The 14,346-nt window shown below is 70.6% G+C and carries 15 protein-coding genes; 8 read left to right on the top strand and 7 right to left on the bottom strand.

Features of this window, described 5'->3' with window-relative positions:
* Positions 1–11 precede the first annotated feature (11 nt).
* Positions 12–1,724 (top strand): maltose alpha-D-glucosyltransferase, encoded by a 1,713-nt coding sequence (gene treS / locus ACIPEQ_RS01540; protein WP_402713627.1) that lies wholly within the window; start codon positions 12–14, stop codon positions 1,722–1,724.
* A gap of 323 nt (positions 1,725–2,047) precedes the next feature.
* Complete coding sequence (locus tag ACIPEQ_RS01535; protein ID WP_354027232.1) at positions 2,048–2,746, top strand: 3'-5' exonuclease; 699 nt, start codon at positions 2,048–2,050, stop codon at positions 2,744–2,746.
* A 643-nt stretch (positions 2,747–3,389) separates the two neighbouring features.
* On the opposite strand, the gene ACIPEQ_RS01530 is transcribed toward ACIPEQ_RS01535, so the two are convergent.
* The 3 genes from ACIPEQ_RS01530 to glgA form a co-directional block, all read right to left on the bottom strand.
* On the bottom strand, positions 3,390–3,638 hold the full coding sequence (locus ACIPEQ_RS01530; protein WP_022905175.1) for a type B 50S ribosomal protein L31: 249 nt from the start codon (positions 3,636–3,638) through the stop codon (positions 3,390–3,392).
* Between the two features lie 136 nt (positions 3,639–3,774).
* Positions 3,775–4,557, bottom strand: a complete 783-nt coding sequence (locus ACIPEQ_RS01525) for an ABC transporter ATP-binding protein (protein WP_209823614.1) — start codon at positions 4,555–4,557, stop codon at positions 3,775–3,777.
* Between the two features lie 9 nt (positions 4,558–4,566).
* Entirely contained in the window at positions 4,567–5,766 is a 1,200-nt protein-coding gene (gene glgA, locus ACIPEQ_RS01520) for a glycogen synthase (protein ID WP_402713624.1), read from the bottom strand.
* A gap of 47 nt (positions 5,767–5,813) precedes the next feature.
* On the opposite strand from glgA, the gene glgC reads away from it, so the two are divergent.
* The gene (gene glgC, locus ACIPEQ_RS01515) at positions 5,814–7,055 is read left to right on the top strand and encodes a glucose-1-phosphate adenylyltransferase (RefSeq protein WP_209677193.1); all 1,242 of its coding nucleotides are present in this window, start codon (positions 5,814–5,816) and stop codon (positions 7,053–7,055) included.
* 80 nt (positions 7,056–7,135) lie between these two features.
* On the top strand, positions 7,136–7,774 hold the full coding sequence (gene serB, locus ACIPEQ_RS01510) for a phosphoserine phosphatase SerB (RefSeq protein ID WP_126892068.1): 639 nt from the start codon (positions 7,136–7,138) through the stop codon (positions 7,772–7,774).
* Positions 7,775–7,882: 108 nt separating this feature from the next.
* On the opposite strand, the gene fabG is transcribed toward serB, so the two are convergent.
* Positions 7,883–8,596 (bottom strand): 3-oxoacyl-ACP reductase FabG, encoded by a 714-nt coding sequence (gene fabG, locus ACIPEQ_RS01505; protein WP_058750253.1) that lies wholly within the window; start codon positions 8,594–8,596, stop codon positions 7,883–7,885.
* A 179-nt stretch (positions 8,597–8,775) separates the two neighbouring features.
* On the opposite strand from fabG, the gene ACIPEQ_RS01500 reads away from it, so the two are divergent.
* The 3 genes from ACIPEQ_RS01500 to ACIPEQ_RS01490 are packed head-to-tail and all read left to right on the top strand — an operon-like array spanning position 8,776 to position 10,582.
* Complete coding sequence (locus tag ACIPEQ_RS01500; RefSeq protein ID WP_161972653.1) at positions 8,776–9,252, top strand: DUF3099 domain-containing protein; 477 nt, start codon at positions 8,776–8,778, stop codon at positions 9,250–9,252.
* On the top strand, positions 9,252–9,560 hold the full coding sequence (locus tag ACIPEQ_RS01495) for a hypothetical protein (RefSeq protein ID WP_374109361.1): 309 nt from the start codon (positions 9,252–9,254) through the stop codon (positions 9,558–9,560). The genes ACIPEQ_RS01500 and ACIPEQ_RS01495 overlap by 1 nt, the downstream gene beginning before the upstream one ends.
* Positions 9,557–10,582 (top strand): SURF1 family protein, encoded by a 1,026-nt coding sequence (locus ACIPEQ_RS01490; protein WP_402713622.1) that lies wholly within the window; start codon positions 9,557–9,559, stop codon positions 10,580–10,582. The genes ACIPEQ_RS01495 and ACIPEQ_RS01490 overlap by 4 nt, the downstream gene beginning before the upstream one ends.
* A 63-nt stretch (positions 10,583–10,645) precedes the next feature.
* Here the strand turns inward: ACIPEQ_RS01490 and ACIPEQ_RS01485 are convergent, their stop codons facing one another.
* The gene (locus ACIPEQ_RS01485) at positions 10,646–12,244 is read right to left on the bottom strand and encodes an ABC-F family ATP-binding cassette domain-containing protein (RefSeq protein ID WP_209823612.1); all 1,599 of its coding nucleotides are present in this window, start codon (positions 12,242–12,244) and stop codon (positions 10,646–10,648) included.
* A gap of 74 nt (positions 12,245–12,318) precedes the next feature.
* Between ACIPEQ_RS01485 and ACIPEQ_RS01480 the strand changes: the two genes are divergently transcribed.
* Positions 12,319–12,960 carry a biotin transporter BioY gene (locus tag ACIPEQ_RS01480; protein ID WP_402713619.1) on the top strand — a complete coding sequence of 214 codons (642 nt, stop codon included), beginning with the start codon at positions 12,319–12,321 and terminating at the stop codon, positions 12,958–12,960.
* Positions 12,961–13,216: 256 nt separating this feature from the next.
* Here ACIPEQ_RS01480 and ACIPEQ_RS01475 read toward each other — a convergent pair whose 3' ends face one another.
* Positions 13,217–13,546 (bottom strand): metal-sulfur cluster assembly factor, encoded by a 330-nt coding sequence (locus ACIPEQ_RS01475; protein ID WP_022902786.1) that lies wholly within the window; start codon positions 13,544–13,546, stop codon positions 13,217–13,219.
* Entirely contained in the window at positions 13,546–14,310 is a 765-nt protein-coding gene (gene sufC / locus ACIPEQ_RS01470; protein WP_402713618.1) for a Fe-S cluster assembly ATPase SufC, read from the bottom strand. Before sufC ends, ACIPEQ_RS01475 begins: the two co-directional genes overlap by 1 nt.
* Positions 14,311–14,346 lie beyond the last annotated feature (36 nt).

Here is a 14,346-nt window from a genome sequence, read left to right as displayed (position 1 = left end):
GAGGAGCACGCTTGACCTTCACGGCCCCGATCCAGCTGCCCGGCCTGACCCTGGACCCGCAGTGGTACAAGCGTTCGGTCTTCTACGAGTGCATGATCCGCTCGTTCGTCGACTCGAACGGCGACGGCATCGGGGACATCCAGGGCGTCATCGGCAAGCTCGACTACCTGCAGTGGCTCGGCGTCGACGCCATCTGGCTGCCGCCGTTCTTCCAGTCGCCGATGCGCGACGGCGGGTACGACATCTCCGACTACCGGGCGATCCTGCCCGAGTTCGGTACCCTCGACGACTTCCGCGAGCTCGTCACCAAGTCGCACGAGCGGAACATGCGGATCGTCATCGACATGGTGATCAACCACACATCCGACCAGCACGAGTGGTTCCAGCAGTCCCGCGAGGACCCGGACGGTCCCTACGGCGACTTCTACGTCTGGCGCGACACCGACGAGCACTACGAGAACATCCGCATCATCTTCGTGGACACCGAGGAGTCGAACTGGACGTTCGACCCGGTGCGCCGCCAGTTCTTCTTCCACCGGTTCTTCTCGCACCAGCCCGACCTGAACTTCGAGAACCCGGCCGTCGTCGAGGCCGTCTACGACGTCGTCCGCCACTGGCTCGACCTGGGCGTCGACGGGCTGCGGCTCGACGCGATCCCGTACCTGTTCGAGTCCGAGGAGGGCAACGGCGAGGGCGAGCCGGAGACCCACGAGTTCATCAAGAGGCTCCGCGCGATGGTCGACGACGAGTACCCGGGGCGCGTCCTGCTCGCCGAGGCGAACCAGTGGCCGCGCGAGACCGCCGCGTTCTTCGGCACCGACGAGGAGCCCGAGTGCCACATGGCGTTCGACTTCCCGGTGATGCCGCGCATCTTCTACTCGCTCCGCGCGCAGCACGCCGCCGAGCTCAAGGCGATCCTGTCCGAGACGCTCGACGTCCCTGAGAAGGCCGCGTGGGGCGTGTTCCTCCGCAACCACGATGAGCTGACACTCGAGATGGTCAGCGAGGAGTACCGGCAGGCGATGTACGGCTGGTACGGCTACGACCCGCGGATGCGGTCGAACATCGGCATCCGTCGTCGCCTCGCTCCCCTGCTCGACAACTCACGGGCCGAGCTCGAACTCATCCACGCCCTGCTGTTCTCGCTGCCCGGGTCGCCGTTCCTGTACTACGGGGACGAGATCGGCATGGGCGACAACATCTGGCTGCCGGACCGCGACTCCTCGCGCACGCCGATGCAGTGGACCCCGGACCGCAACGCCGGCTTCTCGACCGCCGATCCGGGCAAGCTCTACCTGCCGGTCGTGCAGTCGCTCGTCTACAACTACGCGCAGGTCAACGTCGAGGCGCAGCTCGCCCAGTCCCGCTCGCTGCTGCACTGGGTCCGCAACGTCATCCACGTCCGCAAGGCGCACCCCGTCTTCGGCCTGGGCTCGCTGCACGTGCAGGACACGACGAACGACTCGGTGCTCGCGTTCGTCCGGTCGTGGGAGGGCTCGGGGCAGCAGTTCGGTCCGTCCGCCGAGGACGTCCTCTGCGTGTTCTCCTTCGCCACCAACCCGACGTCGGTGACGATCTCGGCGCCGGAGTTCGCGGGTCGGCCGCTGTACGACCTGTTCGGCGGCGGCTCGTTCCCGTCCTTCGACGAGGACGGCTCCGTCACGCTGACGATGGGGACGCAGTCGTTCTACTGGCTGCACGTGGGCGCGCCGGTCGGCGTCTGACACGGGCCGGCGGGCGGCCTCCGTCCGCCGGGTGGTCGCTGTCGGCCTGGAGGCGCGGCTCGCCCCGCGCTCGTCGCGTCGCCGTGGCTCGTCCTGGCGTCCTCGCCAGGCGGGCCGCGCGGAGCGTGTCGTGGCGCCCCGCCAGGCGGGTCGCATGGAGCATGTCGTGGCGGCCCGCCAGGCGGGTCGCGTGGAGCGTGTCGTGGCGCCCCGGCAGGCGGGTCGCGTGGAGCGTGTCGGTGGTGGCCCGCTAGCCTCGTGGCGTGACGTACTCCGCAGCAGCGCTCGACACGCCCGCACCCGCCGCACCGGCCGTGCAGGACCTGAGCGGCCGGCCCTGGTGGCACGCGCTCGGCGTGTTCGACCTCGAGACGACGGGCGTCGACGTGGAGACCGCCCGCATCGTCACCGCCCATGTCGGACTGATCGACATGACCGGTCGCTCCATCGCGGAGGGCGCCTGGATCGCCGACCCGGGCATCGCCATCCCCGAGGGCGCCGCCGCCGTACACGGCTACACCACGGAGCGCGCGCAGGCCGAGGGCCGACCCGCCGGCGAGGTCGTCGCCGAGATCGTCGCCGCGGTCGAGGCCGTCTTCGCCCGCGGCATCCCGCTCGTCATCTACAACGCGCCGTACGACCTGACGGTGCTCGACCGCGAGGCCCGCCGGCACGGCATCGCCTCCCCCGTCATCGGCAACGTCGTCGACCCCCTCGTGATGGACAAGGCGCTCGACACCTACCGCAAGGGCAAGCGCACGCTCGAGGCCGCGTCCGAGCTCTACGGCGTGACCCTGTCCGACGCACACGACGCCGCGGCGGACGCCATCGCTGCCGGGCGTGTCGCACAGGCCCTCGCGGCGAAATACCCCGACGAGCTCGGTGTCTCCGCCGAGGAGCTCCACCGCAAGCAGGTCGGTTGGTGCGCCGAGCAGGCCACCTCGTTCCAGGACTACATGCGGAAGAAGCGCGACCCCTCCTTCACCGCCGACGGTCGCTGGCCGCACCGCAACGGCTCGTAGCCCCGCCCGCTGCCCTGCGGCCGCGGAGCCGACCCGCGCGCGAGGTCACCCGCCGACGCACGCTGAGCCGCCCGCGTCCGCGCCCGTGGCCGTGGCCGTTCCCCGGCCAGGTACGCGCGCCCGGCCAGGCGCCCCGTGCACGCGCACAACCGGAAGCACGTCGAACCGTGCGATCGCGTGGCGCGACGTGCGCCGCGTGGTGCGCGAGCACGACGAACCACGGCCGTCACGCGCGCCGGACTGCCGGAGCGGACGAGCGCGAAACGGCCCGACGTCGTCAGGTGAGCCGCCCTGCTGACCCCGCACCGGGCCTCCCGGCCGTGACCGAGGCCTCGCTCTCGGTGCAGCCGCACAACCGAACGCACGCCGAACCACGTGATCGCATGGCGCGACCTGCTCCGAGCTGTGCACGAGCACCACGCGCCACGGAGCGTCGGCACGACGTCGCCATCGCGTGGCCACCGAGGTGCCGCGGAACGCGATCGCGCCCCGTCCCGGACGCCGCACCCCCGTGTGCCGGGGCGCACCGTCCGCAGCGGGGCGCGACCCCCGCCGCCCCCGGACACAGCGCGCCGCACGCCCCGCGACGCAGAACGGGCGGCCCTCCCGCAGGAGGACCGCCCGTCCGAGCGCGAACGCGGACTTACTTGCTGAAGCCCTTGAAGCGCTGGTTGAACTTCTCGACGCGACCGGCCGAGTCGAGGATGCGCTGCTTGCCCGTGTAGAACGGGTGCGACGCGGACGAGATCTCGACGTCGATGACCGGGTAGGTCGCACCGTCGAGCTCGATGGTCTTGTCGCTGGTCGCGGTCGAACGCGTCAGGAACGTCTCACCGGAAGCCAGGTCGCGGAAGACGATGGCGTTGTACTCGGGGTGGGTGTCGGTCTTCATGGAGATTCCTCGGTTGGAGATGGTGGGAGGTGCGCGGACGGCCGGTTCGAGCGGACTCGATCGGGACCCCCGCGCGGGAAGTCTGCGGCGTGCGCCAGCCGTCCACGTTACCAGACGACGGGCCGGATCGGGAGCGTCAGGCCGCGCGTGCCGTGTACCGACCGGCGTCCTTCGACACGGTCAGCTCCACACCGAAGGCCTGGGACAGCGTGGGAGCCGTCAGGACCTCGTCGATGGGGCCGGCGGCCTGCACGGTGCCGTCGGCGAGCACGAGGGCGTGCGTGAAGCCCTCGGGGATCTCCTCGACGTGGTGCGTGACGATGACGATCGCCGGCGAGTCGCTGCTCTGCGCGTACCCGCCGAGCGTGCGGACCAGGCTCTCGCGAGCACCGAGGTCGAGCGACGCGGCCGGCTCGTCGAGGAACAGCACCTCGGGGTCGGTCATCACGGAACGGGCGATCTGCACGCGCTTCTGCTCGCCGTCGCTCAGCTCACCGAAGGTGCGGTCGGTGAAGTCACCGAGGCCCCACTCGTCGAGCACGCGCTGGGCGCGGCGGACGTCGAGTTCCTCGTACTCCTCGTTCCAGCGCCCGGTCACGGAGTAGGCAGCGGTCAGCACGACGTCGACGACCTTCTCGGTCACCGGGATCCGGCGGGCGAGGGCGGTCGACGCGAAGCCGATGCGCGGGCGCAGCTCGAACAGGTCCGCGCCGCCGAGCTCGGTACCGAGCACCTCGACGCTGCCCGACGTCGGGAACGTCTGGGCGCCGGCCACCTGCAGCAGCGTGGTCTTGCCCGCGCCGTTGGCACCGAGCACCACCCAGCGTTCGTCGTCCTGCACCTCCCACGAGATCCCGTCGAGGATGGTGGCCCCGTTGCGGACCACGGAGACGTCTGACAAGCGCACGACCGAGGGCATGGCCACAGCCTACGGCTTCCGGGCGAGCACCTCGTCGTAGACCTGCCGTGTGCGGTGCGCGATCGCGTCCCAGGTGAACTCGCTCTCGACACGCAGGCGCCCGGCGCGTCCCATGAGCTTCGCGAGCCCCTCGTCGGCCAGGACCTCGTCGAGCGTGCGGGCGAGGTCCGCGACGAAGCGGTCCGGGTCGTTGGGCGTCCCGGTGCCGTCCTGCGCCTGGTCGATCGGGACGATGCGCCCGGTCAGTCCGTCGGCGACGACCTCGGGGATGCCGCCCGTGCGGGTCCCGACCACCGGGATCCCGCAGGCCATCGCCTCGAGGTTGACGATGCCGAGCGGCTCGTAGATCGACGGGCAGACGAAGACGGTGCCCGACGACAGGACGTTGACGACCTCCTGGTGGGAGAGCATCCGGTCGATCCAGACCACACCGTCGCGCTCGGCGCGCAGGGACTCGACCAGTCCGGTCACCTCGGCCATGATCTCCGGCGTGTCCGGAGCGCCCGCGCACAGCACGATCTGCACGTCGGACGGCAGCGACGCCACCGCACGGAGCAGGTACGGCAGGCCCTTCTGCCGGGTGATCCGGCCGACGAACACCACCGAGCGGCGCGACGGGTCGATGCCGAGGGCGCGCACGGCGCCCTCGTCGACGGTCGGCTTCCACTCGTCGATGTCGATGCCGTTGTAGACGACGTGGACCTTCGCCGGGTCGATCGACGGGTAGGAGCGCAGGATGTCGGCCCGCATGGCCTTCGAGACCGCGATCACGCCGTCGGCCTGCTCGAACGCCTCGCGCTCCATCCAGCTCGACAGCCGGTACCCGCCACCGAGCTGCTCGGCCTTCCACGGGCGCAGCGGCTCGAGGCTGTGCGCGGTGACCACGTGCGGGATGCCGTGGGTGAGCTGCGCGATGCGTCCCGCAGCGTTCGCGTACCAGGTGTGGGAGTGCACCAGGTCGGCGCCCTCGACGTCGGCGGCGATGCGGACGTCGGTGCCGAGCGCCTGGAGCGCACCGTTCGCGTCCTCGAGGCCCTCGGGCGTGCGGTAGGCCCACACGCCCTCCTCGTCGCGGAACGCCCCGAAGGCACGCACGCGCACGTCCGTGTCCGTCCCCGACCGCAGCGCAGCCGTGAGCTCGGCCACGTGGACACCCGCTCCGCCGTAGACCTCCGGCGGATACTCCCTGGTCAGTAGATCGACTCGCACGGACTCAACGTAACGGGTCAGCCGTCCGGACGCCTACTGTGAACCACATGGCACCAAAGAAGGTATTCGGCATCGTCCTCGCCGGCGGCGAGGGCAAGCGGCTCATGCCGCTCACGGCCGACCGCGCGAAGCCCGCAGTCCCGTTCGGCGGCAACTTCCGCCTCATCGACTTCGCGCTCTCCAACCTGGTCAACTCCGGGTTGCAGAAGATCGTCGTCCTGACCCAGTACAAGTCGCACAGCCTCGACCGTCACGTGGCCGAGACCTGGCGCATGGAGGGGCTCCTCGGGTCCTACGTCGCGTCGGTGCCGGCGCAGCAGCGACTCGGCAAGCGGTGGTTCGCCGGCTCGGCGGACGCGATCCTGCAGTCGCTCAACCTGCTGCGCGACGAGCGCCCGGACATCGTGGTCGTGGTCGGTGCCGACCACGTCTACCGGATGGACTTCCACCAGATGATCGAGGCTCACATCGCCTCCGGCCGCAGTGCCACGGTCGCGGCGATCCGGCAGCCGATCGGACTCGCCGACCAGTTCGGCGTCATCCAGGTGGACCAGGACGACCCCACCAAGATCGACGCGTTCCTCGAGAAGCCGAAGGACGCCGTCGGCCTGGCGGACTCCCCCGACGAGATCCTCGCGTCGATGGGCAACTACGTGTTCAACGCCGACGCCCTCGTCGACGCGGTGCTCCGCGACGGGCAGATCGAGTCGAGCAAGCACGACATGGGCGGCGACATCGTGCCGGACTTCGTGGCCCGCGGCGACGCCGGCGTGTACGACCTGCAGCGCAACGACGTGCCCGGGTCGAACGACCGCGACCGGTACTACTGGCGCGACGTGGGCACGATCGACTCGTTCTTCGACGCCCACATGGACCTCATCGCGCCGGTGCCGGTCTTCAACCTGTACAACCAGGACTGGCCGATCTTCAACCAGCAGACGAACCTGCCGCCGGCGAAGTTCGTGCGCGACGCGAACGGCAACACCGGCTCGACGGTCGACTCGATCGTCTCGCTCGGCTGCCTGCTGTCCGGTGCCCAGGTCGAACGCAGTGTGATCGGTCCGTGGTGCGGCATCGACTCCGGCGCGAAGGTCCTCGACTCGATCGTGTTCGAGCGGGCGTCGATCGGTGCCGGTTCGACCGTGAACCGCGCGATCCTCGACAAGGACGTGGTCATCGCTCCCGGCGCGCAGGTCGGCGTCGACCGCGAGACCGACGAGGCCCGCGGCTTCACGGTGACCGAGTCGGGGATCACCGTCGTGGGCAAGGGCGTCCGAGTCGAGGCCTGACCCCACCCACCACGCGGCCTGGAGGCGCGGCTGACGTCACAGACGTCGGCCGCGCCTCCTGCTGTCGGTACCGTTGGTGCGTGCCACGCTTCCTCGTCGTCCTCGATGCCGACTCCACGCTGCTCGAGGACGAGGTCATCGAACTGCTCGCCGACCACGCCGGCACCCGTCCACAGGTGCAGGCGGTGACGGAGCGCGCCATGCGCGGCGAGATCGACTTCGCCGAGAGCCTCCGGGAGCGGGTCGCGACCCTGGCGGGCCTCCCGGCCGACGTCTGCACGCGCGCGCAGCAGGCGGTCCGCGTGACGCGGGGTGCTGAGGAGCTGGTCCGCGGCGTGCACGCCGCCGGCGGCACCGTCGGCGTCGTGTCCGGCGGGTTCCACGAGGTCCTCGACCCGTTCGCCGCGCGGCTCGGCCTCGACCACTGCCGGGCCAACCGGCTCGAGGTGGTGGACGGCGTGCTCACCGGTCGCGTGCTCGGTGACGTCGTCGACGCCGAGGCGAAGGCCGGGACGCTGCGCGCGTGGGCCGGGGCGGACGACGTCCCGCTGTCCCGTACCGTGGCGGTCGGTGACGGGGCCAACGACCTCGTCATGATGGGCGTCGCGGCCCTGGGCGTGGCCTTCGACGCGAAGCCGCTGGTCCGCGAGCGGGCGGACGTGGCGGTCGTCGACCGCGACCTGTCCGCGGTGCTCGCGACGCTCGGCCTGCGCGGCTGATCCGCGGCCCGGGGGCGTCGCCGAGACTCGGGGTGGGCGACCGGTCTCGTGCCCGAGAGCGCGAGACCCGTCGCTGAGCCCGAGACTCGGTCGGGTGCGCCCAGCGGGCTAGTGGCCCATCCCGAGACCGCCGTCGACCGGGATCACCGCACCGGAGACGTACCCGGCGCCGTCGCTCGCCAGGAAGAGCGTGGCGTCGGCGACGTCGTCGACCGTGCCGTAGCGCGCCGCCGGGATCTGCTTCTTGAACTCGGCCTGCAGCTCCTCGGGGAGCGCGGCCGTCATGTCGGTCTGGATGAACCCCGGCGCGACGACGTTGGCGGTGATGCCGCGCGAGCCGAGCTCACGCGTGATCGAGCGGGCCATGCCGACGAGCGCGGCCTTCGACGAGGCGTAGTTGACCTGGCCGACCTGACCGTAGGCGCCGACGACGCTCGACATGAGCACGATGCGGCCGAACTTCGCCTTCATCATCCCCTTGGTCGCACGCTTGACCACCCGGAACGTGCCCGTCAGGTTCGTGTCGACGACGCTCGTGAAGTCCTCCTCCGACATGCGGAGCAGGAGCTGGTCGTTCGTGATGCCGGCGTTCGCGACCAGCACCTCGATCGGCCCCAGCTCGGCCTCGACCTGGGTGAAGGCAGCGTCGACCGACGCGGAGTCGGTGATGTCGGCGGCGACGGTGAGCGCACCCTCGGGTCCGCCCTGACCGCTCCGGGAGGTCACGGCGACGCGGTGTCCCTCGGCGACGAAGCGTGCAGCGAGGGCGTGGCCGATGCCGCGGTTGCCGCCGGTGACGAGGACGGTACGGGGGGTGGTCATGATCGCTCCGTTCGAGTGGGGGTGACGCGGCGTGTGCCGGTCCGACCGCGAGGCCTGCGGCCGCTGGACACGCCCGGACGAGCGTACCGGAGCCGTTCCCCGCACCTGTCCCCCGCGCGGTGGGTCGACTGTCGGTGGTCCGGGCTTAGGCTTGACCCTGGCGAATGGAAGAACACCGTATGAAGTCGACGCAGCGCCGGTTCCACGCGACGCACACCCACTCCGGGTCCACGCAGAGCATCACGTCCCTGCCTGACTCCCCCGAGCTGGACCGGGCGCACCGCCTGTCCAAGTACGTCTGGCAGATGGGCGTGCGTGTCGTGTGCTTCATCGGCGCTGTCCTCGTGTGGACGACGTGGCACACCTGGCTCGCGGTCATCCCGATCGTGCTCGCCGCGGTGATCCCGTGGGTGGCCGTGATCCTCGCGAACGCCGGCAACCACGCCGAGAGCGACATCGTCGCACCCGCTGGTTCGATCGAGCTTTACGACGCCGTCGACCCCCGTCTCCGCGAGCAGCAGGAGGACGCCCGGGCCGAGGCCTACCGCGCCGAGCAGGAACGCCTCCGCGAGCAGGCCCAGCACGCGCAGGAGGAATGGCAGCGGAACGGCGACCGCTCCCGTGTGTGGTCCGCGAAGTCCCGGACGCGTCGCTGATGGGCGCGACGTTCGACCTCTTCACGGAGCCGGGTTCGACTCCGGTCTGCTCGCGAGCGGGCTGCACGAACACCGCCGAGTGGCGGATCAACTGGCGGAACCCGCGCATCCACGCCGTCGACCGGGTGAAGATCTGGGCGGCGTGCGAGGAACACTGCGACTTCCTCGCCGACTACCTGCGTTCCCGCTCGTTCCCGGTCCGGGTGACCGGGATGCACGAGGACGTCGACAGCCTCGACGACGTCCGTGCGCGTGAGGACGCTCCCAAGAACGACGTCGGGGTGCGCTCCACCGGCACCGGACGATGACGGACGAGTTCGACCCCACCGCCCGCTACGGCCGGAAGCACGCCGCGAAGCTGCAGCGCGACGCCGGACGACGTCCGACCATCGATGCAGACGGCACCCCCGCGTCCGGCGGCACCCCCACGTCCGACCGCACGGACGCCCCGACCGCGGTCCGCGCCGGCACCGCTGACGGTCCCACGGTCGGCTGGGCCTTCGTCCGGAGCCGCCGCTGGGTGGGCTACTTCGCGATCGCCGTGGCCTTCGCGATCATCTGCACGCTCTTCGGCATGTGGCAGTGGGACCGCCGCAACGAGGCGGTCCGGCAGAACGAGCAGATCGCACAGAACTACGACCACACCCCCGTGCCGCTCGACCAGGCGCTCCCCCGGGCCTCCTCGTGGAGCGACGACCAGCAGTGGCTCCGGGTCGAGGTCACCGGCCGGTACGACGTCGACGACCAGCTCCTCGTCCGCAACCGCGTGCACAACGGACAGCCCGGGTTCGAGGTGCTCACGCCGCTCGTCACCGCCGACGGCCGCGCGTTCGTGATCGACCGGGGGTGGGTGCCGACCGGCAACCGGCAGGACGCTCCGGACAGCGTCCCCGCTCCCCCGGCCGGCGAGGTGACGGTGACGGCACGCCTGCAGCAGAGCGAGCCGCGCATCCCCGGACGCACGGATCCGTCGCACACCGACCAGGTGCAGTCCGTCACGCTCGCCGACGTCGCGGACAAGGTGGACGCACCGATCTGGACGGGCGCGTACGGCCAGCTCGCCTCCGAGTCCCCCGCGCCGACGGACGCCCGGCCCCTCGGCTGGGACCGCCCCTCGGCGGACACGGGTCTGCACCTCAGCTACTTCATCCAGTGGTTCCTCTTCGCCGCGGGCGGCTTCGGGTTCCTGGCGTACGTGATGGTGCAGGAGTACCGGAACCTCAACCAGGACGACCCCGAGGAGCGTGAGCGGGCGCTCGAGCGGCAGCGGCGGAAGGACGCCAAGCCGCGGTCCGACGACGAGGTCGAGGACGAACTGCTGGGCGTGTAGCCACCGACGCAACGGGAGGCGCGGTGCCAGCTGGCACCGCGCCTCCCGTTGCGTCCTGGGTCGCTACGCGAGCTCGATGAGCTCCGCGTAGTCCTTGTTCCAGTGGTCCTCGGTGCCGTCCGGCAGCAGCAGGACACGCTCGGGGTTGAGCGCCTCGACCGCGCCGGCGTCGTGCGACACCAGGACGACCGCGCCCTCGTAGCCGGCGAGTGCGCCGAGGATCTCCTCGCGCGATGCCGGGTCCAGGTTGTTGGTCGGTTCGTCGAGCAGCAGCACGTTCGCGCCCGACACGACGATCATCGCGAGCGACAGGCGGGTCTTCTCGCCGCCGGAGAGCACGCCGGCCTTCTTGTAGCCGTCGTCGCCGGTGAACAGGAACGAGCCGAGCACGCGACGGGCCTCGGTCTCGGTGAGGTTCGGCGACGCCGACACCATGTTCTCGATGACCGTGCGGTTCACGTCGATGTTCTCGTGCTCCTGCGCGTAGTACCCGATGCGCAGGCCGTGGCCGGGGAGGATCTCGCCCGTGTCCGGCTGGTCCGCGCCGGCGAGGATGCGGAGCAGCGTCGTCTTGCCGGCACCGTTGAAGCCGAGGATGACCACGCGTGAGCCGCGGTCGATCGCCAGGTCGAGTCCGGCGAAGATCTCGAGCGAGCCGTAGGACTTCGACAGGCCCTCGGCCATCAGGGGCGTCCGGCCGCAGGCGGCAGGCGTCGGGAAGCGCAGCTTGGCGACGCGGTCGACGGCGCGCTCGTCCTCGAGCCCGGCCAGGAGCTTCTCGGCGCGGGCGACCATCTGGTGCGCCGCGGCGGCCTTCGTGGCCTTCGCGCCGAAGCGGGCAGCCTGGTCCTTGAGCGTCGCGGCCTTCTTCTCGGCGTTCGCGCGCTCCTTGCGGCGGCGGTCCTCGTCGGCGGCACGCTGCCGCTGGTAGAGCTTCCACCCCATGTTGTAGACGTCGATCGTCTGGCGGTTCGCGTCGAGGTAGAAGACGCGGTTGACGACCTCGTCGACGAGCTCGACGTCGTGCGAGATGACGATGACACCGCCCGCGTAGGTCTTGAGGTGCTCGCGCAGCCAGATGATCGAGTCCGCGTCGAGGTGGTTCGTCGGCTCGTCGAGGATCATCGTCTCGGCGTCCGAGAACAGGATGCGCGCGAGCTCGATGCGACGACGCTGACCGCCCGAGAGCGTCTTGAGGGGCTGGTCGAGGATCCGGTCCGGCAGCTTGAGGTTGGACGCGATCGACGCCGCCTCGGCCTCGGCTGCGTAGCCCCCGAGGGCGTTGAACTGGTCGTCGAGGCGGCTGTACCGACGCATGGCCTTCTCGGCGGTGTCCGGGTCCTCACTGGCCATGTCGAGCGTCGCCTGCCGGATGCCCTCGACGAGCTCACCGAGCCCTCGGGCGTCGAGGATGCGCTTGCGGGCGGTGTCCTCGGGGTTGCCCGAGCGCGGGTCCTGCGGCAGGTAGCCGATCTCGCCGGAGCGCTCGATCTTGCCGTCGGTCGGCTGCGCCTCGCCTGCGAGGGCCTTGGTCATCGTGGTCTTGCCGGCGCCGTTGCGCCCGACGAGCCCGATCTTGTCACCCTTCTCGACACGGAAGGACACGTGCTCCATGAGGAGGCGAGCGCCTACGCGGATCTCGAGGTCGTGCACGGCAAGCACAGGAGGACGTCCAATCAGTTGGTGATGTGCACAACGACGTGTGCGGGAGGTGCACCGCTACGCTGACGGGACCGATGGTCCTCGAACGGGACCAGCAGTCCATTCTAGGAGAATCCATGACGAACGCCACCGGGTTCGCTCGCCGCGCAGTCCTCGCCGACCGTCTTCGCGCCTCGGGGCTCGCCACCGACGCCGCCCTGGTCGCCGGCGGCGCCCTGTTCACCGCCGCGATGGCACAGCTCCAGGTCCCGATGTGGCCGGTCCCGATCACCGGCCAGACCCTGGCCGTCGTGCTGGTCGGCGCCACGCTCGGCGCCCGACGCGGCATGCTGTCGCTGCTCGTCTACGCCGTGGCGGGTCTCGCGGGGGCGCCGTTCTTCGCCGAGTTCTCCGGTGGCCTCGCGGCCCTGGCCTCGCCGAGCTTCGGCTACGTCATCGGCTTCGTGCCGGCGGCCGGTGTGGTCGGTTGGCTCGCGCGCCGCAACTGGGACCGCAATGTCGGCCGGGCGACGGTGGCGATGCTCCTCGCGAGCGCGATCCCGTTCGTGACGGGTCTGCCCTGGCTCGCGGTGGTGCTCGGTCAGCTCGGCGCGCCGAACGACCTGCAGTCGGTGCTCGCCGCCGGCCTCTACCCGTTCGTCGTCGGTGGCGTCGCCAAGGCCCTCATCGCCGCGGGCGTCCTGCCCCTGGCATGGAAGCTGGTCGGCCGCCGCTGACGCGTCCTGCTCCGCCGACGGGCCCCGCACCTCCTGGTGCGGGGCTCGTCGCCCTTCCGGCCACTGGCGGCTGTCTCGCTTCGCGAGCGAGCACGACATGCCGCGCGATGAACGCCGGGCGGGCGATGTCCGTCGCGGAAACCAGTCGAACGTGACGGATCGAGCCCACTCGGCGTGGCGGAGTGCTGCACCGACGACGGACGGGAGGCGCGGTGCCAGCTGGCACCGCGCCTCCCGTCCGTTGCGGTGGTGGCGGCTAGATCGAGAAGCCGAGCGCGCGCATCATCTCGCGCCCGTCGTCGGTGATCCGCTCCGGACCCCACGGCGGCATCCAGACCCAGTTGATGCGGAACGCGTCGACGATGCCGTCGAGCGCGTTCGCGGTGTCGCCCTCGATGACGTCGGTGAGCGGGCAGCCCGCGCTCGTCAGCGTCATGCTGATCACGAGCGCGTTCGCCTCGTCGTCCATCGCCAGGTCGTAGATCAGGCCGAGGTCGACGATGTTGACGCCGAGCTCCGGGTCCTGGACCTCCTTGAGGCCCTCGACGACCTCGTCGAACTTCTCCGGGGAGAGTGCGGTGATCATCAGTTGCCCGCAGCTGCCTGGACGTAGCGGTCGTAGCCCTCGTTCTCGAGGCGCTCGGCGAGCTCGGGGCCGCCCTGCTCGGCGACCTTGCCCGCGACGAACACGTGCACGAAGTCCGGCTTGATGTAGCGGAGGATGCGCGTGTAGTGCGTGATGAGGAGCACGCCGAGGCCGGTGGCGGCCTTCGCGCGGTTGACGCCCTCGGACACGATCTTGAGCGCGTCGACGTCGAGGCCCGAGTCGGTCTCGTCGAGCACGGCGAACTTCGGCTTGAGGAGCTCGAGCTGCATGATCTCGTGGCGCTTCTTCTCGCCGCCCGAGAAGCCCTCGTTCACGTTGCGCTCGGCGAACGACGAGTCCATCTTGAGGTCGGCCATCGACTGGCGGAGGTCCTTGACCCAGCCGCGGAGCGCGGGGGCCTCGCCGTCGATCGCGGTCTTCGCGGTGCGCAGGAAGTTCGACACCGTCACGCCGGGGATCTCGACCGGGTACTGCATCGCGAGGAACATGCCGGCACGGGCGCGCTCGTCGACGCTCATCGCGAGGACGTCCTCGCCGTCCAGGGTGATCGAGCCACCGGTCACGTTGTAGCGCGGGTGCCCGGCGATCGTGTACGCCAGGGTGGACTTGCCGGAACCGTTCGGCCCCATGATCGCGTGGATCTCGCCCTCGTTGATGGTGAGGTCGACACCCTTGAGGATCTCCTTGGTGCCCTGATCGGTGTCGATCGAGACCTGGAGGTCGCGGATTTCGAGAGTGGACATTGCGTTCCTTCGGTTGCAGCTGGTGTGCGGCGTCAG

It is taken from the genome of Curtobacterium sp. NPDC087080 (assembly GCF_044745105.1).
In the GTDB taxonomy this organism is placed as follows: Bacteria; Actinomycetota; Actinomycetes; order Actinomycetales; family Microbacteriaceae; genus Curtobacterium.
The sequence above is the reverse complement of the archived record's forward strand: the minus strand, read 5'-3'. Positions and strand labels throughout refer to the sequence as shown.

What these genes read in the sequence shown, in the direction of transcription:
- ACIPEQ_RS01530 (WP_022905175.1), bottom strand. Translation starts at nt 3,638, where the DNA reads ATGAAGACCGACACCCACCCCGAGTACAACGCCATCGTCTTCCGCGAC.
- ACIPEQ_RS01525 (WP_209823614.1), bottom strand. Translation starts at nt 4,557, where the DNA reads ATGCCCTCGGTCGTGCGCTTGTCAGACGTCTCCGTGGTCCGCAACGGG.
- glgC (WP_209677193.1), top strand. Translation starts at nt 5,814, where the DNA reads ATGGCACCAAAGAAGGTATTCGGCATCGTCCTCGCCGGCGGCGAGGGC.
- fabG (WP_058750253.1), bottom strand. Translation starts at nt 8,596, where the DNA reads ATGACCACCCCCCGTACCGTCCTCGTCACCGGCGGCAACCGCGGCATC.
- ACIPEQ_RS01500 (WP_161972653.1), top strand. Translation starts at nt 8,776, where the DNA reads ATGAAGTCGACGCAGCGCCGGTTCCACGCGACGCACACCCACTCCGGG.
- ACIPEQ_RS01495 (WP_374109361.1), top strand. Translation starts at nt 9,252, where the DNA reads ATGGGCGCGACGTTCGACCTCTTCACGGAGCCGGGTTCGACTCCGGTC.
- ACIPEQ_RS01490 (WP_402713622.1), top strand. Translation starts at nt 9,557, where the DNA reads ATGACGGACGAGTTCGACCCCACCGCCCGCTACGGCCGGAAGCACGCC.
- ACIPEQ_RS01480 (WP_402713619.1), top strand. Translation starts at nt 12,319, where the DNA reads ATGGTCCTCGAACGGGACCAGCAGTCCATTCTAGGAGAATCCATGACG.
- ACIPEQ_RS01475 (WP_022902786.1), bottom strand. Translation starts at nt 13,546, where the DNA reads ATGATCACCGCACTCTCCCCGGAGAAGTTCGACGAGGTCGTCGAGGGC.
- sufC (WP_402713618.1), bottom strand. Translation starts at nt 14,310, where the DNA reads ATGTCCACTCTCGAAATCCGCGACCTCCAGGTCTCGATCGACACCGAT.